This window comes from Ruegeria sp. BG6 (assembly GCF_056538465.1).
Genome location: NZ_JBQFTB010000001.1, coordinates 924,724 through 947,039 on the forward strand (window position 1 = coordinate 924,724; position 22,316 = coordinate 947,039).

At 58.4% G+C, this 22,316-nt stretch carries 21 protein-coding genes; 7 read left to right on the top strand and 14 right to left on the bottom strand.

The genetic code is table 11. The features are described from left to right. The first annotated feature begins 29 nt into the window (after positions 1–29). Together ACR0JW_RS04615 and ACR0JW_RS04620 are read left to right on the top strand one after the other, a co-directional pair. Positions 30–1,232 carry a pyridoxal phosphate-dependent aminotransferase gene (locus ACR0JW_RS04615; protein WP_170676312.1) on the top strand — a complete coding sequence of 401 codons (1,203 nt, stop codon included), beginning with the start codon at positions 30–32 and terminating at the stop codon, positions 1,230–1,232. Between the two features lie 13 nt (positions 1,233–1,245). After that, complete coding sequence (locus ACR0JW_RS04620) at positions 1,246–1,647, top strand: hypothetical protein (RefSeq protein ID WP_170676310.1); 402 nt, start codon at positions 1,246–1,248, stop codon at positions 1,645–1,647. On the opposite strand, the gene ACR0JW_RS04625 is transcribed toward ACR0JW_RS04620, so the two are convergent. The 4 genes from ACR0JW_RS04625 to ACR0JW_RS04640 form a co-directional block, all read right to left on the bottom strand. Beyond that, positions 1,648–3,024, bottom strand: coding sequence for an MATE family efflux transporter (locus ACR0JW_RS04625; RefSeq protein ID WP_170619122.1), 1,377 nt, complete (start codon positions 3,022–3,024; stop codon positions 1,648–1,650). A gap of 91 nt (positions 3,025–3,115) precedes the next feature. Further along, a complete protein-coding gene (gene ppk2, locus ACR0JW_RS04630) occupies positions 3,116–4,042 on the bottom strand; it encodes a polyphosphate kinase 2 (protein WP_170676308.1) in 927 nt (308 codons plus the stop codon). Positions 4,043–4,159: 117 nt separating this feature from the next. Then, positions 4,160–4,768 (bottom strand): peroxidase-related enzyme, encoded by a 609-nt coding sequence (locus ACR0JW_RS04635; protein ID WP_170676306.1) that lies wholly within the window; start codon positions 4,766–4,768, stop codon positions 4,160–4,162. A gap of 128 nt (positions 4,769–4,896) precedes the next feature. Beyond that, positions 4,897–5,715 carry a class I SAM-dependent methyltransferase gene (locus tag ACR0JW_RS04640; RefSeq protein WP_170676304.1) on the bottom strand — a complete coding sequence of 273 codons (819 nt, stop codon included), beginning with the start codon at positions 5,713–5,715 and terminating at the stop codon, positions 4,897–4,899. Between the two features lie 171 nt (positions 5,716–5,886). On the opposite strand from ACR0JW_RS04640, the gene parE reads away from it, so the two are divergent. From parE to ACR0JW_RS04655, 3 genes are all read left to right on the top strand, one after another. Next, a complete protein-coding gene (parE, locus tag ACR0JW_RS04645; RefSeq protein ID WP_170676302.1) occupies positions 5,887–7,845 on the top strand; it encodes a DNA topoisomerase IV subunit B in 1,959 nt (652 codons plus the stop codon). Continuing rightward, a complete protein-coding gene (locus ACR0JW_RS04650) occupies positions 7,842–8,726 on the top strand; it encodes a DUF5677 domain-containing protein (RefSeq protein WP_170676299.1) in 885 nt (294 codons plus the stop codon). The genes parE and ACR0JW_RS04650 overlap by 4 nt, the downstream gene beginning before the upstream one ends. A gap of 249 nt (positions 8,727–8,975) precedes the next feature. Next, positions 8,976–9,257 carry a hypothetical protein gene (locus ACR0JW_RS04655; protein ID WP_170676297.1) on the top strand — a complete coding sequence of 94 codons (282 nt, stop codon included), beginning with the start codon at positions 8,976–8,978 and terminating at the stop codon, positions 9,255–9,257. A gap of 16 nt (positions 9,258–9,273) precedes the next feature. Here ACR0JW_RS04655 and ACR0JW_RS04660 read toward each other — a convergent pair whose 3' ends face one another. The 9 genes from ACR0JW_RS04660 to ACR0JW_RS04700 form a co-directional block, all read right to left on the bottom strand. Continuing rightward, positions 9,274–10,044 (bottom strand): alpha/beta fold hydrolase, encoded by a 771-nt coding sequence (locus tag ACR0JW_RS04660; protein ID WP_170676295.1) that lies wholly within the window; start codon positions 10,042–10,044, stop codon positions 9,274–9,276. 73 nt (positions 10,045–10,117) lie between these two features. Then, positions 10,118–10,957 (bottom strand): DMT family transporter, encoded by an 840-nt coding sequence (locus tag ACR0JW_RS04665; RefSeq protein WP_170676293.1) that lies wholly within the window; start codon positions 10,955–10,957, stop codon positions 10,118–10,120. Positions 10,958–11,029: 72 nt separating this feature from the next. Further along, positions 11,030–12,175, bottom strand: coding sequence for an iron-containing alcohol dehydrogenase (locus tag ACR0JW_RS04670; protein WP_170676291.1), 1,146 nt, complete (start codon positions 12,173–12,175; stop codon positions 11,030–11,032). Positions 12,176–12,240: 65 nt separating this feature from the next. Next, complete coding sequence (locus tag ACR0JW_RS04675; protein ID WP_170676289.1) at positions 12,241–13,623, bottom strand: aldehyde dehydrogenase family protein; 1,383 nt, start codon at positions 13,621–13,623, stop codon at positions 12,241–12,243. A gap of 99 nt (positions 13,624–13,722) precedes the next feature. After that, positions 13,723–15,084 carry a glutamine synthetase family protein gene (locus ACR0JW_RS04680; protein ID WP_170676287.1) on the bottom strand — a complete coding sequence of 454 codons (1,362 nt, stop codon included), beginning with the start codon at positions 15,082–15,084 and terminating at the stop codon, positions 13,723–13,725. A gap of 57 nt (positions 15,085–15,141) precedes the next feature. Then, positions 15,142–16,179, bottom strand: coding sequence for a TRAP transporter substrate-binding protein (locus tag ACR0JW_RS04685; protein ID WP_170610097.1), 1,038 nt, complete (start codon positions 16,177–16,179; stop codon positions 15,142–15,144). Between the two features lie 57 nt (positions 16,180–16,236). After that, positions 16,237–17,562, bottom strand: coding sequence for a TRAP transporter large permease subunit (locus ACR0JW_RS04690; protein WP_170676285.1), 1,326 nt, complete (start codon positions 17,560–17,562; stop codon positions 16,237–16,239). Further along, positions 17,562–18,086, bottom strand: a complete 525-nt coding sequence (locus tag ACR0JW_RS04695) for a TRAP transporter small permease subunit (protein ID WP_321252206.1) — start codon at positions 18,084–18,086, stop codon at positions 17,562–17,564. The genes ACR0JW_RS04690 and ACR0JW_RS04695 overlap by 1 nt, the downstream gene beginning before the upstream one ends. Further along, positions 18,083–18,898 carry an N-formylglutamate amidohydrolase gene (locus ACR0JW_RS04700; protein ID WP_170676283.1) on the bottom strand — a complete coding sequence of 272 codons (816 nt, stop codon included), beginning with the start codon at positions 18,896–18,898 and terminating at the stop codon, positions 18,083–18,085. Before ACR0JW_RS04700 ends, ACR0JW_RS04695 begins: the two co-directional genes overlap by 4 nt. A gap of 107 nt (positions 18,899–19,005) precedes the next feature. On the opposite strand from ACR0JW_RS04700, the gene ACR0JW_RS04705 reads away from it, so the two are divergent. Beyond that, positions 19,006–19,875 (top strand): MurR/RpiR family transcriptional regulator, encoded by an 870-nt coding sequence (locus tag ACR0JW_RS04705; protein ID WP_170676281.1) that lies wholly within the window; start codon positions 19,006–19,008, stop codon positions 19,873–19,875. Between the two features lie 851 nt (positions 19,876–20,726). Here ACR0JW_RS04705 and ACR0JW_RS04710 read toward each other — a convergent pair. Continuing rightward, a complete protein-coding gene (locus ACR0JW_RS04710; protein ID WP_170676279.1) occupies positions 20,727–21,401 on the bottom strand; it encodes a TIGR04283 family arsenosugar biosynthesis glycosyltransferase in 675 nt (224 codons plus the stop codon). A gap of 73 nt (positions 21,402–21,474) precedes the next feature. Between ACR0JW_RS04710 and ygfZ the strand changes: the two genes are divergently transcribed. After that, a complete protein-coding gene (ygfZ, locus tag ACR0JW_RS04715; protein ID WP_170676277.1) occupies positions 21,475–22,212 on the top strand; it encodes a CAF17-like 4Fe-4S cluster assembly/insertion protein YgfZ in 738 nt (245 codons plus the stop codon). Positions 22,213–22,316: the final 104 nt, after the last annotated feature.

Below are 22,316 nucleotides of genomic sequence, written 5' to 3' on the forward strand. Positions count from 1 at the left end.
CAGGCCAAACATACAAACCGAGGCCGCTCATGAGTTTCCTGTCTGCGACACTGTCACGCGTAAAACCTTCGCCCACAATCGCGATGACGGCAAAGGCGGCTGAAATGAAGGCCGCAGGACGCGACGTCATTGGCCTCAGCGCGGGCGAACCGGATTTCGACACCCCGCAGAACATCAAGGACGCGGCGGTCGCTGCTATTGCCGCCGGCAAGACCAAGTATACTGCCCCCGACGGTATCCCCGAACTCAAGCAGGCGGCCTGCGCCAAGATGAAGCGCGATCACGGGCTGGATTACACGCCGGCCCAGATTTCGGTCGGAACGGGCGGAAAGCAGACGCTGTACAACGCGCTGATGGCGACGATGAATCCGGGCGACGAAGTTGTCATCCCCGCGCCATACTGGGTCAGCTACCCGGACATGGTGCTTTTGGCCGGGGGCACGCCGGTTGTGGTCGAAGCCAAACTCGAAAACAATTTCAAGCTGACCGCCGAACAGCTTGAGGCCGCGATCACGCCGAAGACAAAGTGGTTCATCTTCAACTCTCCATCGAACCCAACCGGGGCTGGATACAACCGGGAAGAACTGAAGGCGTTGACCGATGTGCTGATGCGCCACCCGCATGTCTGGATCATGTCCGACGATATGTATGAGCACCTGGCTTACGACGGGTTCGAGTTCTGCACCCCTGCTGAGGTTGAGCCGGGACTGTATGACCGTACGCTCACCTGCAACGGCGTATCCAAAGCCTATGCAATGACCGGCTGGCGGATCGGTTACACGGCGGGACCGGTCGAGATCATTGCGGCCATGCGCAAAATCCAGTCGCAATCCACCTCGAACCCGTGTTCAGTCAGCCAATGGGCCGCGGTTGAGGCACTGAACGGCACCCAGGCGTTTCTGGCCCCCAACAACGAGACCTTCAAACGGCGCCGCGATCTGGTCGTCGAGATGCTGAATGAAATCGACGGCATTTCCTGCCCCACGCCCGAAGGCGCCTTCTATGTGTACCCGTCCATCGCAGGTCTGATCGGAAAGACCAGCCCTGCAGGCACCCATATTGACAGTGACGAAGCCTTTGCCACCGCATTGCTGGAGGAAGCGGACGTCGCCGTTGTCTTTGGTGCGGCCTTTGGGCTGTCGCCGAATTTCCGGATCAGCTACGCGACTTCGGACGCGGCCCTGAAAGAGGCGTGTACCCGCATTCAACGGTTTTGCGCCGCACTGACCTGATCGGAGAAGAATCTTGTCGACAGACCTGCCGGAATACTATTTCCGTGTCCGCGAAAACGGAGCGGTCGTGTTCAAAATCGACACGGCAAATCGACATCGTCGGATCGAAATGGATCAGATCGCCGTTATCAACATCCGCAATGACGACATCAAACCTCATGGGCAGCATACGCTTTCCGATGCTGACAAGGCCGAGATCGAACGCTGGATGACAGAACGTAAAGCCCTGTTGGCGAAACGTGACATTGACGACATTCACCGCGCGGTCGACTACCTGAACCTGACGACACAGTGGGCCCAGTCCAAGGCCACGGAAGAACAGCTTGAAGATGTCAGCGATCGGTTGCTGATGGCGATGCACGACCTGCGGACTGTGCTTGTAAGGAAGAAGGCCGATCGCCTGAACAAAAACTGATCAGGCCGCCGGTCTTTCGACAGGCAACCCGACCTCACGCACGGACCTGAGCCAGAAACGGGCCATCAGCATCACCGCAGCGCAGGCCAGCCCAATGACAAGGCCAAGCCAAACTCCGATACCCTCCATACCCCGCATGAAGCCAAAGTAGTAAGAGGCTGGAATGCCGATCACCCAATAGCTGAGCGCGGCCATCACCATGGGGATCTTGGCGTCCTGCACACCGCGCAACAGGCCCAGCGCGATGACCTGAGCGCCATCAACCAGCTGGAACAGGGCCGCCATGGCCAGAAGCCCGGTGCCGATCGCCAGAATCTGCGGACGCTCGGGGTTGTCCGCTTCCATGAACAGCGAAATCAACGGTTCGGCGCAGGTCAGAAACAGGATGATCGTCAGCACTGACACAACCAGCGACATCCCGGTTACGGCAATCGCGCCTTTTTCCAGGTGCGCTCGATCCTTCCGGCCCAGCGCGTTGCCTGCCCTTATGGTGGCGGCGTTTGAAAGGCCCAAATGAACCATGAACGTTGCCGAGGCGAGGTTCAGCGCAATACCGTGCGCGGCCAGCGGAACCTGCCCGATCCATCCCATCATCAGGGCCGAAGTGGCAAACAGGGAAACCTCGGCCAGCATGGTCAGGCCGATAGGAACGCCCAACCGCAGAACACTGTGGAACATTTCCCAATCCGGCCGCCAGAAACGCTGAAACAGGCTGTGTTCAGGCAAAACGCGTACCGCATAGTAGATGACGCAAATCAACGAAACGATCTGCGTCACAACCGATGCGATGGCGGCCCCCATGACACCAAGTTCCGGAGCCCCCCAATTGCCAAAGATCAGTGCGTAATTCGTCACCGCGTTCACCAGGGCAGCGGCAACGGTAATCCACAAAACGATCTGTGTACGCTCCAACGCAGCCAGATAAGACTTCAGCACCATGACCAATAGCGCCGGGATGATCCCCCACCCTGCGACACGCAAGTACTCCGACGCTGTTTGAGCAACCTCCGGCTCCTGCTTCAGGGCGATCAGTATGGGATAGGACCACCAAAGCAGCGGCATGATCAGGGCCGAGTAAATCAGCGACAGCCACAAACCCATGCGGGTTGATCTTCGGATGCTGGTTTCGTTCTCCTCCGCCGCGGCCGTTGCGACCATGGGCATGACCGCCAAGCCGAACCCTGCGCCGAACAGGAACAGAACAAAGTAGTAGCTGCTGGCCAACGTCACCGCCGCCAGCGCTTCGACCCCATACCATCCCAGCATGATGGTATCGGTCAGGCCGATCGCATACTGCGCAAGATGCCCGCCGATCAGGGGCAGGCCCAGAACGGCAATCGCGCGAAAATGGCCGGGATATGACATGACTTTGCTCATCGCAACAGCCATAGGCCCGGCCATCGTCAGGGACAAGAGCCGATCAGCGAATTTTCAAACTGAGACTCCGAATTCCCGAAAGGCCAGACTCTTACAAACGCGCTTCGGGATGCAGCGACGTACCCAGCACGTGATCCGAACGATGTATGACGTGATGCGCCTGCCCGACGATCAGGGGATCAGGCTCGTCAACCAATTCGTGATCCTTGTCCGGGTAATCCAGCGTCGACAAGAAATGCCGCATACAGTTCAGCCGCGCGCGTTTCTTGTCATTCGATTTGACGATGGTCCAGGGCGCATCGGCAGTGTCGGTGTAAAAGAACATCGCCTCCTTCGCCTCGGTATAATCATCCCATTTGTCCAGACTGGCCTTGTCGATCGGCGACAGCTTCCACTGCTTCAGCGGATCGGTTTCGCGGCTCTTGAACCGCCGCTGCTGTTCGGGCTGCGTAACCGAGAACCAGTACTTATATAGCTGGATACCTGATCGCACCAGCATCCGTTCCAGTTCGGGCGTCTGCCGCATGAACTCAAGGTATTCGTTTGGCGAACAGAACCCCATCACGCGCTCGACACCTGCCCGGTTGTACCACGACCGGTCGTAGAACACCATTTCACCGACCGTCGGCAGTTCCTGCACATACCGCTGATAGTACCACTGCCCCTTCTCTTCCCACGTCGGTTTGTTCAGGGCTACCACGCGGGCCTGACGGGGGTTCAGATGCTCCATGAACCGCTTGATCGTGCCGCCTTTGCCCGCCGCGTCGCGTCCTTCAAACAGCAGAACAAACCGCTGGCCCGTCTCCTGCGCCCATAGTTGCACCTTGAGCAATTCAGCCTGAAGCTTCGCCTTTTCCGCCTCGTAGGTTTTGCGCGCCATCTTGTGGCCGTAAGGGTACTTGCCGCTCTCGAAAGCGTGCCGGATTTTCTCGGCGCATGGCTGCGAGGCATCCTGAACTTCAGCCTGTACAGTATTGATCTGAGTGGGTTTCAAGTCGGTCTGGACGATTGCCGCCATGCATATGCTCCTGGGTTTCAATGTTTCCCGGAACGCCTAGCAGAAACTCATAAAATTCGCTTTGATCGGCATCAAACTCCGACAGGCGCAACAGCCTGCCCACGCCCGCTTGCGCCCTTACCGATGGCCCCAATCGTCGGGGTTGTCGGAGTTGTTTGGCGACAGTCCCAAAACATCCCCCTTGGTCGAACACCCCAATCCCAAAACTGTCCGGTTGGCATAGGAAAAATAGGAACAGACCTGATTGATCTCGAGGATCTCTCCGTCGTCCCACCCCGCACCTCGCAAAGCGATCACATCGGCCTCGGTCAGTTCGGCCGGCGCTTCGGTCAGCTTGCGGGCATATCCCATCGCTGCCACCTGTGCTGCATCCAGCGGCGCCGTTTCCGGCTGTCGCGCCTCAATCGCTGCGCGTATGGCATCACCTCGCACAGTATCACCCAGCAACCGCTGCAACCCGTTGAAGTGATGTTCCACACAATAGCCGCACCGATTCAGCGAGCTGACCCAGACACCCAGGACTTCGAGAAACCATTTGGGAATCTGGTTGCCTGAATGGTGCAGCACGTTCTTGTAGATCGCCATGTGGCCTTCCATCGAATGCGGGCGCAGGCTGTGCGCCATCATGATGTTGTCCACGTTGTTGTCAGGGCCGGTCACTCGCTCATACAGCTTTCGCAACTTACCTTTCGCCTCGTCAAACGGAATGGTTTTGATCCAGCTCATTCGCAATCCTCTCTATGGGCCAAACGCCCTTGGCCGTGAACCCTCAGCGCTCTGTCGGGATATTGATGCCAAAGGAATAGGCGGAACAAAAGTCCTGAAAACAGCAGACTAAGAAAAGCCCGGATCTGTCACGCTTGGGTCTTGCGGCAAACAAATGTCGTAGCCGACAACGGCATCGTCATTTCGCTTGGGCCAAAAGTGCGGTGCAGAGCAGACGCCATTTCCTTGGCAACGTCATCCGAAGAAACTCCGCCTCGGGATCTGATTTCATCAATCAATGGATTCCCGAAAACCAGAGCTTTCGCAAATGTCTCGGGTGCCTCAATGCGTTTGTTCAGTCGAATGGTCTCGTACCTGATGTCACCCCATCCTGCCTCGGCAAGGTCCGCCTTGACCAACTGTGGATCACCGTAGTGAAAGGGAACCTTATAAAACCCGGGCGGATCATCCGGAAAAAACTGTCGGGCCACTTCGTGAGCCATCTGCGAAAACGGGTTCTCAGACATTGCGCTCCACACGTTGAAAACGTAACGGCCGCCAGGCTTGATAACTCGGGCTGCCTCGCGGAACGAGGCAACTTTGTCGGGAAAGAACATCACTCCAAACTGGCAAACCATAAGATCGAAACGGGCTTCCTCAAATGGTAGATCCATTGCATCCGCGACTGAGAACCGGAGATTATCGCCCTCTTCGAGTTTCTTTTTTGCCACCTCCAGCATCGGCCCGTTCAGATCCGTCACCAGCAAACTGGCGCCCTTCGGTAATCTGTCGCGCAGCTTGCCACTGACAATTCCGGTGCCGGCGGCCAGTTCGATTACATTTGCCACGGCCTCTGCACAGCATTCGTCGACAAGCCGGTCTGCATAGTCGACAAAAATATTGGGCCCTAGCCCCTTGTCGTAATGCTCAGGAATCTCTCCAACAAAACCGGACGCGCTCGTGTTCATCACCCCACTCCTTTGCAATAAGGCCGTTGCTCGAACCCAGACTAGCAAATTACCGTCGATCAGGCGAAAACTCAGCCGCCAGCGCATGTATCCACAACACCTCGCGCCCCTCTTCCCCCCGCACACATCACCTGCCATAATGGAGCAAACCCAAAAACAAGAGCAGCACCCATGCCCGACGATCTGTTGACGCCCAGCGCCACCGCCGCCTATGACGCCTCCTCGATTGAGGTGCTTGAAGGGCTGGAACCTGTCCGCAAACGCCCCGGCATGTATATCGGCGGCACGGACGAACGCGCTTTGCACCACATGGTTGCCGAAATCCTCGACAACTCGATGGACGAGGCCGTGGCGGGACATGCCAACCGGATCGAGGTCGAGCTGCACTCGGATTACGCCTTGACCGTGCGCGACAATGGGCGCGGTATACCGATCGATCCGCACCCAAAGTTCCCGGATAAATCGGCGCTGGAGGTCATTCTTTGTACCCTGCACGCGGGCGGTAAGTTCTCGGGCAAGGCCTACCAGACTTCAGGCGGTTTGCACGGCGTGGGTGCGTCCGTTGTCAACGCTTTGTCGGATTCGATGGTCGTGCAGGTGGCGCGCGACAAGACGCTGTTCCAACAGCGGTTCTCGCGCGGTATCCCGCTGGGCCCTGTCGAGAAAATCGGTGCGGCCCCCAACCGGCGCGGCACCACCGTAACCTTCCACGCGGATGAGGAAATATTCGGCCATCACCGGTTCAAGCCCGCCCGCCTGTTCAAGTCGATCCGCTCCAAAGCCTACCTGTTCTCGGGCGTCGAAATCCGCTGGAAATCCGCCATCGATGATGGTGAAACCCCGACCGAGGCGTCCTTTCACTTTCCCGGCGGCCTGTCGGACTATCTGAAAGAGACCATGAACGGCTCGTCCACCTATGCCGAGCAGCCCTTTGCCGGCACCGTGGACTTTAACGAGAAATTCGGCGCCCCCGGCAAGGTCGAATGGGCGATCAACTGGACGCCCTCGCGCGACGGTTTCATCCAATCCTACTGTAACACCGTTCCCACGCCCGAAGGCGGTACTCATGTCGCTGGCTTCTGGGCCGCAGTCCTCAAAGGGATCAAAGCGTACGGAGAACTGATCAACAACAAGAAGGCCGGTCAGATCACCCGTGACGATCTGATCACCGGTGGCTGTGCGCTGGTGTCGTGTTTCATCAGCGAACCGGAATTCGTCGGCCAGACCAAGGACCGGCTGGCCACGGTCGAGGCACAACGGCTGGTCGAAAACTCGGTCCGCGACCATTTCGACAACTGGCTGGCCGCTGATACGAAATCCGCCGGGGCGATCCTCGACTTCCTCATCCTGAGGGCCGAAGAACGCCTGCGCCGACGGGCCGAGAAGGAAACACAACGCAAGTCCGCCACTAAGAAACTTCGTCTTCCCGGCAAGCTGGTGGACTGTTCCAGTTCAACACGCGACGGCACCGAATTATTCATCGTCGAGGGCGATTCTGCGGGCGGCTCGGCCAAAATGGGCCGGGACCGCAAAACGCAGGCGCTGCTGCCCCTGCGCGGCAAGATCCTGAACGTGCTGGGCGCAGCCAGTTCGAAACTGGGTACCAATGCCGAAATCAACGACCTGACGCAGGCGCTGGGTGTGGGCCTTGGCACGAGGTTCAATGTCGATGACCTGCGCTATGACAAGGTCATCATCATGACCGACGCTGATGTGGACGGGGCGCATATCGCCTCGCTGCTGATGACGTTCTTCTTCACCCAGATGCGCCCGATGATCGACGCGGGCCACCTCTATCTCGCCTGCCCACCCCTCTACCGCCTGACCCAGGGCGCCAAGCGCGTCTACTGTCTGGACGAGGCCGAGCGTGACAAATGGCTTGAGAAAGGTCTGGGTGGCAAGGGCAAGATCGACGTCTCACGCTTCAAGGGTCTGGGCGAGATGGACGCCAAGGACCTGAAAGAGACCACGATGGACCCGGCATCCCGAAAGCTGATCCGCGTCACCATAGACGAGGACGAACCCGGCGAAACCGGCGACCTGGTCGAGCGTCTGATGGGCAAAAAACCCGAACTGCGGTTCCAATACATTCAGGAGAACGCGCGGTTTGTGGAGGAGTTGGATGTTTGAGTAAAGCTGCAGGCTTTTCTGAGCAAACTCCAACACTGCAAGGCGTTCAATCTGCCCAATTAACTGCTGTCTCAAAAATTCGAGATCAAATTCTCTCGTATTTTCAAGACACTCACATTGTGTCGCCAGCTGTCGGCACACTTTATCGGTTGATGATGTTTGCTAGCGAAAGAAGTCAAAGCATATCTTTTTTGACAAGCTGGGGGTACATTTGGGATGCCGAAATTCTCCTACGCCCCTTCACAGAAACCTGCTCCAAGGTTTGGTTTATTTGTTACACCCCAACCGCTGAACAGCCAGAATTGGTCGAAGAGTTTTGGACGGACCTTGAACACGTTCATGCACATCAACAAAGACATAAGGCCCATTTTGCTCAGAGTTTAGCGAGTGAACACGGGACGCATCTCGATCAGCGTATTTTTGAAGCCCTCCGCGATGACACAATTTTCGAGTTTGGTGAGCAGAACAAGCAAAAGCGAAAACAATTAAAGCAAAAATGGTCATTTTCCGAAATTATTGACTTCTTAGATAAGCGCAGCTTTGAAGGTATCCCAACAATAGGTTTTCGCGCCTTGGCCCACATGTACGGACTTCAAAGCCATTTGGTACATGGCGACAACAAAGCACTCGATTTAATGCTAGATGAACAACTGCGCGAACCGTCAGAAACAAAACTGAAACAGGATTCACAAGTCTGTCGGATAATGTCAGATCAACTACATTTTTGGATGTTTTGCCAAATGGCTCTATCGAAGCACTTCGGAAGAGAGATGATGTTCTCGGAATTCCAGCCATTGCTGGATGGCTTTGAAAACGAAGCCAAAGTCTTTAGGCAGGCATTCTCCGATTCACAGGAGAAATTCTATTCAAGTTACGAATAGGAAGACTTCGAACTGCAGGAGAAAACTGCACCCGCCCATTGGGGCGAGTCCGGGTGTGCTTAATGCTTTGCATCAAGCATTGGGTGGACAGCGCAGGACTTCCCCACAACAAGCCCGCAAACACGCCCCTTGCCTAACCCGTTGATCTCGTTCACACTTGCGCGCAATCCGCCATAGAACAACGAAATTTTGAGGTTCCGAGCGTCCAAGACCCAAATTGAATAACGGATATCCGAACGGGAGGACGACATGAAAACACTAACCCTCGGGCTGGCTTTTGCCGTGCTGGCCAGCCAGGCAAACGCGCAGCAGGCTCTGCTCACCGCGTCACCGATTCCGGTCGGGGCAGAGTTGCGGTTCTGCTACTATCAGGGCATGGCCTATTCACTGGATTCCTTCGTTGTGATCTCGGGCGACAACACCGTCACCACTACCTCAACATCGCGAGAGGAACATCTGCTCCGCTGTGTCAAACGGGATGATGGCACGATGAGCTGGCGGCCACAAAGCAGCTTTCAGACCAGCCGGTGATGCAATGGCGGGCCTGCTAGCCCACCTTTCCATCCAACCAATCGGCAATCTGCCCGGCGGGTTTTTCCCAGCCGGGTTCCATGAACAGAAAATGCGCGTGATCCTTTACGGGCATAAAGGTCGCGCGGTCTCCGTACAGTTCGGCCAAAGCGCGGCAGGTGTCAGGGTTTACCGCCCGATCCTCTGTGCCTGAAACGATCAGCACCGGGCAGCCGACCTTGTCGATGTCGACCTTCATCGCGTGGTGGTCGTCGAACATCCAGAAGAACATCTCGAACATCACCCGGCCGCTTTCGGCGCCCAACTGGTCAAACACCGCGTGTTGTTGCGCCTCGGGCATCTTGTTCAGCGCAAAGGGCGCCATCAGGTCGAACTCGACTCGCATGGGTTGCTTCCAGAACGCCCCGCCCTCCATCAGCGCGCGCGGCACGGCGCGTTCGTCGTCGGTTTCCGGCAAGGTGCCCCAGGCCGCGTTCGGGTTGATCAGGACGATGGCGCTGGCCAACCCGCGCGAGGCCACCTGCTGGGCCACCACGCCCGCAATCGCATGGCCAAGGAGAACCGGCTTGCTGTCCAGTCCCTTCACAAGTTCCGCGATGTCGTCCGCATAATCCGTCACACTGGTATCGGTCAGGCCCGGATCAGGCTCGGCCTTCGGATCTCCGCCATGATGTCGCAATGCGGGGGTGTGCACGGTCCAACCCCTGTCGCGGAAGAAACCCGCGTAATCCTGCATGCACCACGGCCCGGCAAAGGCCCCGTGGATCAGAACAATCTCTTTGGTCATGAAAACGCTCCCTCATCACTCCGACTCAATATGAGAGATCGGGGGCGCACTCAGCAAGATGGTCTTGGGGGGATTAAACGGCCAGCCCGATCAGCGCCACGCCCACGGCCATCAGAACCGCAGCCCCAAGCCGCCGCATCCAGTTGCCTTCTTTCAGGAAAATGAACCCGATCAGCGCCGCGAAGATGACGGAGGTTTCGCGCAGCGCCGAAACCGCGCCCAGCGGAGCAAAGTTCTTGGCGTAAAGCACCAACCCATAGGCCGCCATCGACACCAGGCCGCCCAACAGGCCAACAACCCACACGTTCATAGGATAATCCGCCAGTTTCTTTCGCCTGCGGATGCCGACGAATCCAGCAATAAACAGGTGCAGAAAAGCCCCCCAGGCCCAGTAGCTGAGCGTGTTTCCCGACAAGCGCACCCCGATCCCGTCGAACACCGAATAGATCGAGATACACACCCCTGTGCCTATCGCGAATAACAGGGTCGAGCGCCCGAGCCCCGAACGCAATGCCCTCCAGTTGCTGAGATGGATACCAACCGCAATCAGAGCAATCCCGGCCCACGCCTGCAGGGGCAGCATTTCGCCCACCAACAGCATCGCCCAGAGGGACACCAGCGCGGGTACGATCCCACGGGCGATGGGATAGACGACGCTCAGGTCACCATGCTGATACGCCTTGCCCAGCATGAAATAGTACCCGAAATGCACGAAGGTCGAGATCAGGATGTAAGGGAAGCTCTCGGCACTCGGCATAGGCAGCGCGATAACCATGATCGCACCGGGAATAGCCTGCCCAAGAGCCACCAACCCCATCGTCGTGGTTCGGTCGGCCGCAGATTTGACTATTGCGTTCCAAACTGCATGCAGCATTGCAGCCGCCAAAGTGATGGCGATGACAAACGGGGTCACGTCCGAACCTTTCGTGAAACAAAACCGGCCCGCAAAACGGGCCGGTGTCCTATTGTCACAAAGAGAGGTGGATCACAACGCGGTGTTGAAGAGGTTTGTGAGGTTCTCTTGGGTAAGTTCGACTGGGTTTCCGCCGCAGGAGGGGTCGATGAGTGCGCCCTGGACGAGGTCCGGGATAGCGGCTTCGGTGACGCCCAGTTCGGAGAGCTTGCGCGGGATGCCGAGGCTGTCGTTGAAGTCCTGCACAAAGGCACGGAAGCCGTCAAAGCCGCCATCGATGCCCAGGTAAGCCGCGGCCAACGCGAACCGGTCGGCGATGGCCGGGGCGTTGAAGTCCAGCACGGCGGGCATGCAGACCGCGTTGGTGGTGCCGTGGTGGGTGTTGAAGTGCGCGCCGACGGGGTGGCTCATGGCGTGGATCGCGCCCAGGCCCTTCTGGAAGGCGGTGGCGCCCATGGCGGCGGCGCTCATCATCTGGGCGCGGGCCTCGATGTCGGTGCCATCGGCATAGGCGCGCGGCAGGTAATCCTTGACCAGGCGCATCCCTTCCAAAGCGATGCCCTGGCTCATCGGATGGTAGTGCGGGCTGGAATAGGCCTCGACACAATGGGCAAAGGCATCCAGCCCGGTGCCTGCGGTGATGAACCTGGGCATGCCCACGGTCAGCTCCGGGTCACAGAGCACGACCGTTGGCAGCACTTTCGGGTGAAAGATGATCTTCTTGGCATGGGTTTCGGAGTTGGTGATGACGCTGGCGCGACCCACCTCCGATCCGGTGCCCGCGGTCGTCGGCACGGCGATGATCGGCGCGATGGCATCTGCGTCGGCGCGGGTCCACCAGTCGCCAATGTCTTCAAAATCCCAGACTGGCCGCGTCTGACCCGCCATGAAGGCCACCATCTTGCCCAGATCCAGACCCGAGCCGCCGCCAAACGCGATCACCCCGTCATGGCCACCCGCTTTATAGGCCGCGACACCGGCCTCAAGGTTCTTCTCATTCGGGTTCGGGTCCACGTCGTTGAACAGGCCGCGCCCCAGACCGGCGGCCTCCATGATATCCAGCGTTGCCTTGGTGATCGGCAGATCGGCCAGCCCCTTGTCGGTGACCAGCAGCGGGCGTTTCATCCCGGCGGCTGCGCAGGCCTCGGGCAGTTCCCGGATTCGGCCTGCGCCGAATTTGATCGCGGTCGGATAAGACCAGTTTCCTTGAAGGTTCATGTCCTGTTTTCTCTCAATGTTCGGGCCCGTCCCGCAGAGGGGGAGAACGGGACGAGCGGGTATCCTCAGCCAGTCACCTTTTTCAGGTGATACGACTTTGGACGGGTCAGGTTGTGATAGCCGATCACGGACAGTCCGCCGCCACGACCGGTATTCTTGCAGCCGGTCCAGCACAGGCCCGGGTCCAGATAGTCGGCCCGGTTCATGAACACGGTGCCGGTCTCGATCCGGTCCCCGACCCGCGCGGCGCGGTCCACATCGCGGGTCCAGAGCGACGCGGTCAGGCCAAATTCGCTGTCATTCATCAGCGCGATGGCTTCTTCGTCCGAGGACACTTTCATTATGCCAACGACGGGGCCAAAGCTTTCGTCCCGCATCACCCGCATGTCATGGGTGACGCCTGTAAGAATCTGCGGCGTCAGATAAGCACCGCCATCATCCTCAGGGAAGGTGTCGATATGGGCCACCGCGCCAGCCGCAACCGCCTCGGCAATCTGCGCCCGCACCTCGTCGGCAAAGCGCACATTCGCCATCGGACCAATTGTCGTCCCGGTATCCAGCGGGTTGCCCAGCTTATAACCTTTCACAACCTCAACCGCCTTGGCAACGAAGTCATCATACAGGCTATCATGGACGTAAATCCGCTCAATCCCGCAGCAGCACTGGCCCGAATTGAACATCGCCCCGTCGATCAGCGTATCAACTGCCGCGTCCAGATCGGCATCCTCCATGACATAGCCCGGATCCTTGCCGCCCAGTTCCGTGCCGACACCGGTGAATGTCCCTGCCGCCGCGCGTTCCATCGCCCGACCGCCCCCGACCGAGCCGGTGAAGTTCACGAAGTCGAACGCATTGCCAGCGATCAGATCATTGGTCACGTCATGGCTCAGAAAAACATTCTGGAACACATCCTCGGGCACACCTGCCGAATGGAAGGCCTGCGCCATACGCTCCCCCACCAGCAGGGTCTGCGTGGCATGTTTCAGGATCACAGTGTTGCCCGCGATCAGCGCCGGTGCCACCGTGTTGATTGCGGTCATGTAGGGGTAGTTCCACGGCGCCACCACAAACACGACCCCGTGCGGGATGCGCTTGATATAGCGCCTGAACGTCTCATCCTCGCCCACCGCGATATCGGCCAGAGAGGTTGCGGCAATCTCGGCCATGTAACTGGCGCGCTCATTGAAGCCGCCGAACTCACCGCCATAGCGCACCGGGCGACCCATCATATGGGCCAATTCCGGCACGATCTCGTCATTCATCGCGCCAACGGCGGCTACGCCCGCCATTACAAGATCAATCCGCTCCTGCAACGGCCGCGCCGCCCAGCCCGCCTGCGCCGCGCGGGCCTTTGCGGCCAGCTCAAACGCAGCTTCGCGCGACAACACTTCCCGCTCGGCAAAAACCGATCCATCGACCGGAGAGATACACTTCAGTGTCTGGGCCATCCCAACCTCTTGACTGTTCGCAGGGCGCGCCCTGCTTCATCTTTTTCCAAATACTCTCGCCGAAGGCACCCGGGCGCGCAGCGCCCGCTCTCCCCTAGCCTACGCCCGCTCGAAGCCCCGGGCCACTTCCCAATCCGTCACCACGCGCTCGAATTCCTCAATCTCGACCTCGGCCGCGCGGGTATAGTGATCCACCACATCATCCCCCATAGCCCCGCGCAACATCGCCGAGCCATGCAGCGCGTTGCGCGCATCCTTCAAAGTGCCGGGGATCATGCCCGTGTCGCCCTGATAGACATCGCCCCTTGCAGGCGGTTGAAGCTCCAGCCCCTCTTCGATACCCGCAATCCCGGCCGCCAACATTCCGGCCATCGCCAGATAGGGGTTCATGTCCGACCCAGGGATCCGGCACTCCACCCGAACCGCCTTGGTGCCATCCCCGCACAGGCGGAACCCGGCAGTGCGGTTGTCCACCGACCAGATGATCCGCGTCGGCGCAAAGGTGCCCTTCATGAACCGCTTGTAGCTGTTGATGTAAGGCGCCATGAAGTACGTGTAATCGGCGGCATATTTCAGCAGTCCGGCCATGTAGCTTTTCATCAGCGCTGACATGCCCAGCTCATCTTCCGCGTCATAGAAGGCAGGCTTGCCATCGGCCCAAAGCGACTGGTGCACGTGAGACGAACTGCCCACTTTGTCGTGATGCCATTTCGGCAGAAACGTCGCCGCATGGCCATGCTGCCAGGCGATCTCTTTCACCGCGTTTTTGGCAATCGAGTGATATTCAGCCGTATCCATCGCCGGCGCGTATTTGATGTTCAGCTCTTCCTGCCCGGTCTCGGCCTCACCCTTCGAGTTTTCGACCGGAATGCCCGCATTCCACAGATGGTTGCGGATCGGTCGCATCACATGCTCTTCCTTGGTGGTCTGCAGGATGTGATAATCCTCGTTATAGCCCGAAATCGGTTGCAGATCACGGAACCCCTCCTTGCGGATCGCATCAAAGCTCTTCTCGAACAGGAAGAACTCCAGCTCGGTGGCGCACATCGCCTCATAACCCATCGCCTTCAGGCGGTTCACCTGCTTCTTCAGGATCGAACGCGGCGCATGCGGCACCTCTTGATGCGTGTGATGATCCAGCACATCACACATCACCATCACGGTCCCCTCAAGCCACGGCACCGGCCGCAGCGTGTCCAGATCCGGCTTCATGACGTAGTCGCCGTATCCCCGCTCCCAGCTGGTCGAGGCATACCCGTCCGGCGTCCCCATCTCGAGGTCCGTTGCCAGCAGATAGTTGCAGCAATGCGTCTCCTCCCACGCACCCGCAACAAAATGACCCCCATGAAACCGCTTCCCCATCAAACGGCCCTGCATGTCAACAAAACAAACCAAGACTGTATCAATGTCACCGGATGCGACCTGGGATTTCAGGGTTTCGAATGTCAAAGTTGCGGTCATGAAACAAACCTCTAGCTGCTGACGGGGGCACCAAACGCGGTGCCCCCGAGTTTGGTATCAATCGAAGGTATAGGGAGCACCGGCCTGGTTGATGACCGAGTTGTACTCGCGGAAGATGCCAACAATCTTCTGGTGAATCTCGCCTTCCTGCGCGACCTCATCCCAGAATTCAATGGCTGCGTTTTCAACCTCTTTCCATTCCGAGGCCGGAACTTGCCGCAGTTCCAGCTTGTCGCCGTTGGCACGCAACGCCGCTTCACCACCCCAGTACCACTGGTTGCGATAGGTGTGGCCCGCCTCGATCCCGGCCATGACAACCGATTTCAGGTGATCGGGCAGTTCCGCCCAGCGTTCCTGATTTGCGAACCACGAACCGATCCAGGCACCCGAGATGTTGTTGGTCAGGAAGTAGTCGGTCACATCGGCCCAGCCCACGGTGTAATCTTCGGTGATGCCCGACCATGCCATACCGTCCAGCTCTCCGGTCTGAACCGCCACTTCGGCATCCTCGTAAGGAATGTTCACAGGCACGACGCCAAACTTGGCCAGGAAGCGACCCGCCGTCGGGAAGGTGTACAGCTTCAGCCCGTCCAGATCGCCGAGCGTCTTGATTTCCTTCTTGGTGTTGAAGTTGCACGGGTCCTGACCCGCAGCAGACAACCACGCCACACCGACCTTTTCGTATTCCGACCGCCAGATATCGGCCAAACCGTACTGATTGAACAGCACGGGCACATCAAGGATATGTTTGGTCGCAAAGGGGAAGTAGCCGCCGAACTGGCGCAGCGGGGTCGGCGACGCCATCGAGTCGTCGTCTGAATGCACCCCGTCGATGGTACCGCGCTGCAGCGCCTGGAACAGTTCGCCGGTGGGAACGATCTGATCGGCAAAATACAGCTCGATCTCAAGTTCGCCATTTGCGTTGGCGTTGATGTAGTCGATGGCAGGTTTGGTCACGTGCTCGCCCAATGCGCTGCCGGCGTAGGTCTGGAACCGCCACTTGATGGCCGACTGTGCTTTGACGATTGCAGGGCTTGCCAGAGTGGCCGCCCCGGCCAGCCCCGCCGACCTTAGAAATCTGCGTCTTGTTGTCATTATCCTTCTCCTCTGTTTAGTCGAACTGAGTTTCGCCCCTTTGCGGGGTCTTCTGACTTATTTTCCATAGACATAATTCGGCAGCCAAAGCGCGATTTCGGGGAAGATGATGATCATGGCCAAGGCGCAGGCCATCACCAGAACAAAAGGAATGATCGAGCCGTAAATGTCGCGCAACGAAATTTCGGGCGGGGCCATCGCCCGCATCAGGAACAGGTTATAGCCAAACGGCGGCGTCATATACGCGATCTGCGTGGTGATGGTGTAGAGAACGCCGTACCAGATCAGATCAAAGCCCAGCTCTCCGACCAGCGGCACATATAGCGGGGCCACGATCACCAGCATCGCGGTGTCGTCCAGGAACGTGCCCATCAGGATAAAGCTGAGCTGCATCAGGACAAGGATCATCCAAGGGGACAGCCCCAGCTTTTCGGTGAACAGGCTTTCGATGGCCTTGACCGCACCCAGCCCGTCGAACACGGCACCAAATGCCAATGCCGCCAGAATGATCCACATGAACATGCAGGATATTCCCAGCGTATGCCGCATCGAGTTCTCAAACACTTCACGGGTCAGGCGCCCTTTCAGCGCTGCCGCCAGCAGCGCTGTGATCGCACCAATGGCCGAAGATTCAACCAGCGAAGTCCAGCCGTTCACGAAGGGGACCATCATCACCATGAAAATCCCGACCGGCAGTAATCCGGCCTGCAGAAGGCGCAGCTTCTCTCTCAGTGGAATATCGCGTTCTTCGGCTGGCAGAACCGGGCCCAGCGACGGGGTGATCCGGCACCGGATGATGATATAGATGATGAACATGGCGGCCATCATCAGGCCAGGAAGAACCCCGGCCAGCCAAAGTTGACCAACCGGCTGACGTGCAATCATGGCATAGAGAACCAGAACAACAGATGGCGGCACCAGAATTCCTAATGATGACCCTGCCTGGATCACCCCGGTGACCATGCGTTTGTCGTAGTTTCGCCGCAGCAGTTCCGGCAGAGCGATCGTGGCCCCGATGGCCATGCCCGCAACGGAAAGCCCGTTCATCGCCGAAATCAGTACCATCAGCCCGATGGTTCCGACCGCCAGCCCGCCCGACAGTCCGCCCATCCAGACATGGAACATCTTGTACAGATCATCCGCGATCCGGCTTTCCGACAGGATGTATCCCATAAAAATGAACATCGGCAGCGTCAGCAGCGGATACCACTTCATAACCTTGATCGCAGCCGCGAACCCAAGATCATAACCGCCCCGGTCCCCCCACAGGAACAAGGCAGACACCACAGCGACAAAGCCGATCGCGCCAAACACCCGCTGACCTGTCAGCAGCATCAACATCATTGATGCGAACATCAGCAAGGCAATCATCTCGTAGGACATCAGATTACCTCTCGGGGGATGTCGTGGCCGCAAAGGCGCAGGATGTCTTTGAAGAACTCGGAAATGGCCTGCAAAAGCATCAGGAAGATGCCGACAACCATGATCAGTTTGACTGGCCACAGATACGGCCGCCAGATGGTTGCGCTGCGCTCTCCTCCGTATTGGAACGAGTACATCAAGCTGTCCCAGCCGCCCCACAACAGGATGATCAGATAGACAATAAGGAACATGACGGTAAACGCGTCAGTCCACGCCTTGCGCCGATGAGACCATTCTCCGTACAGCAGATCCATTCGCACATTTGACCCCATCTGGATCGAGTACGGCCCGCCAAGCATGTAGTAGGCAACCATCGCGAACTGCGCCATTTCCAGGGTCCAGAGCGACGGAACAAAAAAGGTTTTCGAGATTGAAGACCACAGCAGGATCGCCATCATGGCGAACAACCCCCACATCATCACGCGGCCAACCCTGTGATTGACCGCGTCGATAACCCGCACATATATCTCCATCGCCCGGATCACATTTCCGTCCTTTCCCCGAAATCGTTCAACGTGCGGCTGATCCATGGCACAAGACACGCCGCCATCGCCTTTTGCTGATCCTCCGTTCGGATCAGATCATTCCGGATCTCGATCATCACATTCAAAAGCCCATTGGGCTTCGCCTGCGCATCCAGCGTATGCGCTACGCCGTCCGCGGCCGAGTACGGCTCGTTCAGGCGGGTTTCAAACTTCAGATCAACAGGTGCAGATGCCATCATGGCCTGCGCAAACCGGTCATCTTCGCCATGCAGCAACCCCAGCTCTACCGATCGGGGCTTGCCGTGATAGACCGGCGTGAAACTGTGGACCGTAACCATCAGCTGCAATGTGTTGTGATGCGATTGAATCTGATCGGACAAGCCGGTGCAAAAGGGCCTGTAAACATTGTCTATTCTGTCCTGCCGCTGCTGCGGGGTCAGATCGGCGTTGGCGGGGATTCGGATATCTTCGCTTTTCACCACCATTGCCCCGACCGCTTCGGGCGGGCGGTTGCAATCATAGACAAGCCGGGACACCCCTCCATGAACCAATACCGCAGACAGGTCCGCCGCGATCAGCCGGGCTACCGCCAACGCCCCCGGATCCCACGCGATGTGGCCTTCCAGTGCCGCAGCGGGCAACCCCAGATCTCCCAGCGCTTCGGGAACACGGTTCGACGCATGCTCGCACACCACAACCACGGCGGGAGCATCGTTTTTCGCTTCGATATGAACGACCGGTCCGTAGTCCAATGTGCAATCCCGTGATTCCAGAAAGCGCCCCAGATTGGGCGTGTGGAAAAAATTCCACATCGGACATTCACCTGTCAATATTTTTCCTGTACAAGTTTCTCCAACCTTGATTGCAGTGAAAAAATATTCACATCACAGTCAACGTCATCAAACAGGAGGGTCCAACCGTGCGGGTAACGGACAGGCTGCTGACACACCGGGACAAGCTGACCCCATCCGAAAGGCAACTGGTCAGCGTGTTGCTGGATGACTATCCGATGGCCGGTTTGGGCAGCATAACAGAACTGGCCAGCACGGCGGGGGTTTCCACCACGACAGTCGCGCGCATGTTGCAGAAAACCGGGTTTGACGGTTACCCGCAGTTTCAGGCGGCGCTGCGCCACGAGGTTAAAGAGATGATCTCGGGGCCCGAGGCCAAGCGCGATCTCTGGCAGAACGATCTGCCCGAGGAACACATCCTGAATCGCTACTCCGGGCGAACGCTGGAAAACCAGAAACGCACGATCGATGAAGTGGATCCGGCGGAATTTGACAGTTTCTGCCGGTTGCTGTGCGACCCGGACCGGCGCATTTTCCTGACTGGAGGAAGAATAACCGGCACTCTGGCGCAGTATCTCTACCTGCACCTGCAAATGATCCGGCCGGATGTCAGATTGCTGCCTGTGGCCGCCTCATGGACACATGACCTGCTGGACGTGCGTAAAGGGGATGTTCTGATCGCGCTGGATGTCCGGCGGTATGAAAACTCGACCTTGCTGATCGGGCAGCTCTGCCATGAGCGTGAGGCGGAAATTGTGCTGTTCACTGACCAATGGCGCTCACCTATTCACAGGCTGGCCAAGCACACGTTCAGCGCACGCATTTCGGTACCGTCAGCGTGGGACTCGATGGCCGCCATTCTGGTTTTGATGGAATGCGCCATTGCCGAAGCGCAAGAACGTCTGTGGGATTCGGTGAAAGCGCGGACCGACGAGCTGGAACAGGCCTTCGACCGCACGAAACTCTTTCGGAAATTCGGGCAGAGTTCGGGGTCTTAACATTTGCCGAATGGCGACCCATCCCAATCGGTACAACTGCCCGTGAACACTGTTGCCAGCCGGACGGCAGTCCGTACACTTTGAACCCATGACGTTCATTACGGAAAACCAGCTGCCACTGCTGATCCTGTTCTTTCTGGTGGGTTCGGTCGGAACGGCATTTTTGTTTCGCAAGCCGGCCGGGCACCGGGCCTGGAAACTTGCCGACTTGGTCTGGGTCGTGCTGGGCGGCATCGGCGCGCTGGTGGCGGTGCTGGCGGGCCTTTATACCTCGGACAGTTCTCGGCTGGACCGGCAGATCGACGTGGCCTATGCAGCAACGCTGGCCTTTGACCGCGATGCAGCGCGGTTCCGGCTGCGGTTCTGCGACCCGGCCTATGACCCGGATACAGCAGTTTTGTGCGACAAGGTCGAGTTCCTGTCGGCCTCAACCGCCAGCAATGCCGATCTACCCCTGTTCATTGCCGTCACGAACGAGGTAGCGCCGCTACAAGGTCTGCATTTTCTGTTCGGAACCGGGGCCAAGGACGACGTGGACGAAATGCGCGACATGGCCGCCACGGCCGACGCTTTCAACATCGACCAGTTTCTTGTCTTCACCTCGTTGGATGAAAAAACCCAGACCGCAATCGACAACATGCGTCGCAAAGTGCCTGCAATCGCCGGGGACTATCTTATTCTGGCGCAAAGCTATGATGACCTGATCGAACAGGTCGGCAAGCTGAAGGATGAATGGGAATACCTGCAGGCCAACGCGCATATTCTGGTTCTGCAGATCGTCGCTTTGTGCCTGGTCAGTTTCGCCGCTCCGTTCCGGCTGGGCAAATCGCTGGTCGAACTGCGCACCGCATTCAACGCCGATACTGCTGTGCCAGTTGTTCCGGATCGGCCCCCAGAAAATAGCGAAACACCAGCCACAGGTTCCGCCCTCCCCGACGCAGCCAGCCCAAACGCTCATAGCGCTCCGCGCTCGTAACGGCACGCACGGGCAGGATGCGCACGCGCGGCAACGCCCGGACCAGCGCGACATCCTCCATCAAAGGCTGATCCTTATAGCCGCCAGCTGCAAGATAGGTCTTGCGCGGCACCAGCAACCCCTGATCGCCGTAGGGCAAGCCAAACAGGCGGCTGCGCAGGTTGGCCCAGCCGGCGACCCATCGGGGCGCAATCCCCCTGGCCTGAAACTGCAACAGAAACGCAGCCGGTGCACCGGTTTCCAGATGTGAGGCCACCGCGTCGCTCCACCCATTTTGCAGGACCGTATCCGCGTGCAAAATCATCAACCACTCAGCCGGAGCCGCCTGGCATCCGCGCCGCAATTGTCCACCGCGCGAAGGCGCGCCTTCAACGATCCTGGCTCCGGCCTCGTCCGCCATGGCCAACGTCTCATCCGTTGACCCTCCATCGGTAATCACTAACTCGCGGATAAGACCCGCCTGCACCCCCTCCATCAGCGACTGCAAGGTTCCGGGCAGCGAGCCAGCAGCGTTCAGGGTCGGGATCACGATGCTGATTGGCGCGGGCACGTCCGTTAACCTCTGGTCATGGTCACGGAAACTCCTATATCACGGAGCCCAAGGAAATGACGAGGACCACCCCATGCCCAATCGCCGCATTTTGCGCCTTTCCGGTAAGGACACTGACAGCTTTTTGCAGGGGCTGGTCACGAATGACGTCAACAAGCTGGCCCATGGCCTCGTCTACGCTGCATTGCTGACGCCGCAGGGCAAATATCTGGCCGATTTCTTTCTGAAACGGGACGGGGATGCCATTTTGCTGGACGTTGCCGAAGAATTGGCGGACGGGGTGGCCAAACGGCTGGGCATGTACAAACTGCGCGCCGATGTGACCATCGAAAACAGCGATTTCAATGTGCAACGCGGAACCGGGCCTGCACCCGAAGGCGCCCTGCCCGACCCGCGCCATCCCGAATTGGGCTGGCGTGCCTATACATCGGCGGCGGAAGGCGATGATGGCACCGACTGGGACGCGATAAGGGTGCGGCACTGCGTTCCGGAAACCGGGGTCGAACTGACACCCGACACTTTTATCCTTGAAGCCGGGTTCGAAGCGCTGAACGGCGTGGATTTCAAGAAAGGCTGCTATGTCGGGCAGGAAGTCACGGCCCGCATGAAGCACAAGACCGAACTGCGCAAGGGTCTGCGCGGGGTGCGCATTGTTGGCATTGCACCGGTTGGAACCCCGATTACCTCGGGCGGAAAACCTGCCGGGACCCTTTTCACCCAGTCCAATGGCCTTGGGATCGCCTACCTGCGCCTGGACCGCGCCGGGGACGACATGACAGCCGAAGACGCGAAGGTTACATTGGCCCCTTAACATGTTGCCAAAGCGGCACGACTGCGCCCAGGAACTCTGCCATGCCCTTTGAACATGGCCACCCGCGCTGTCACACTGGTTTGAGTTCAGCAAACCGGATGCTT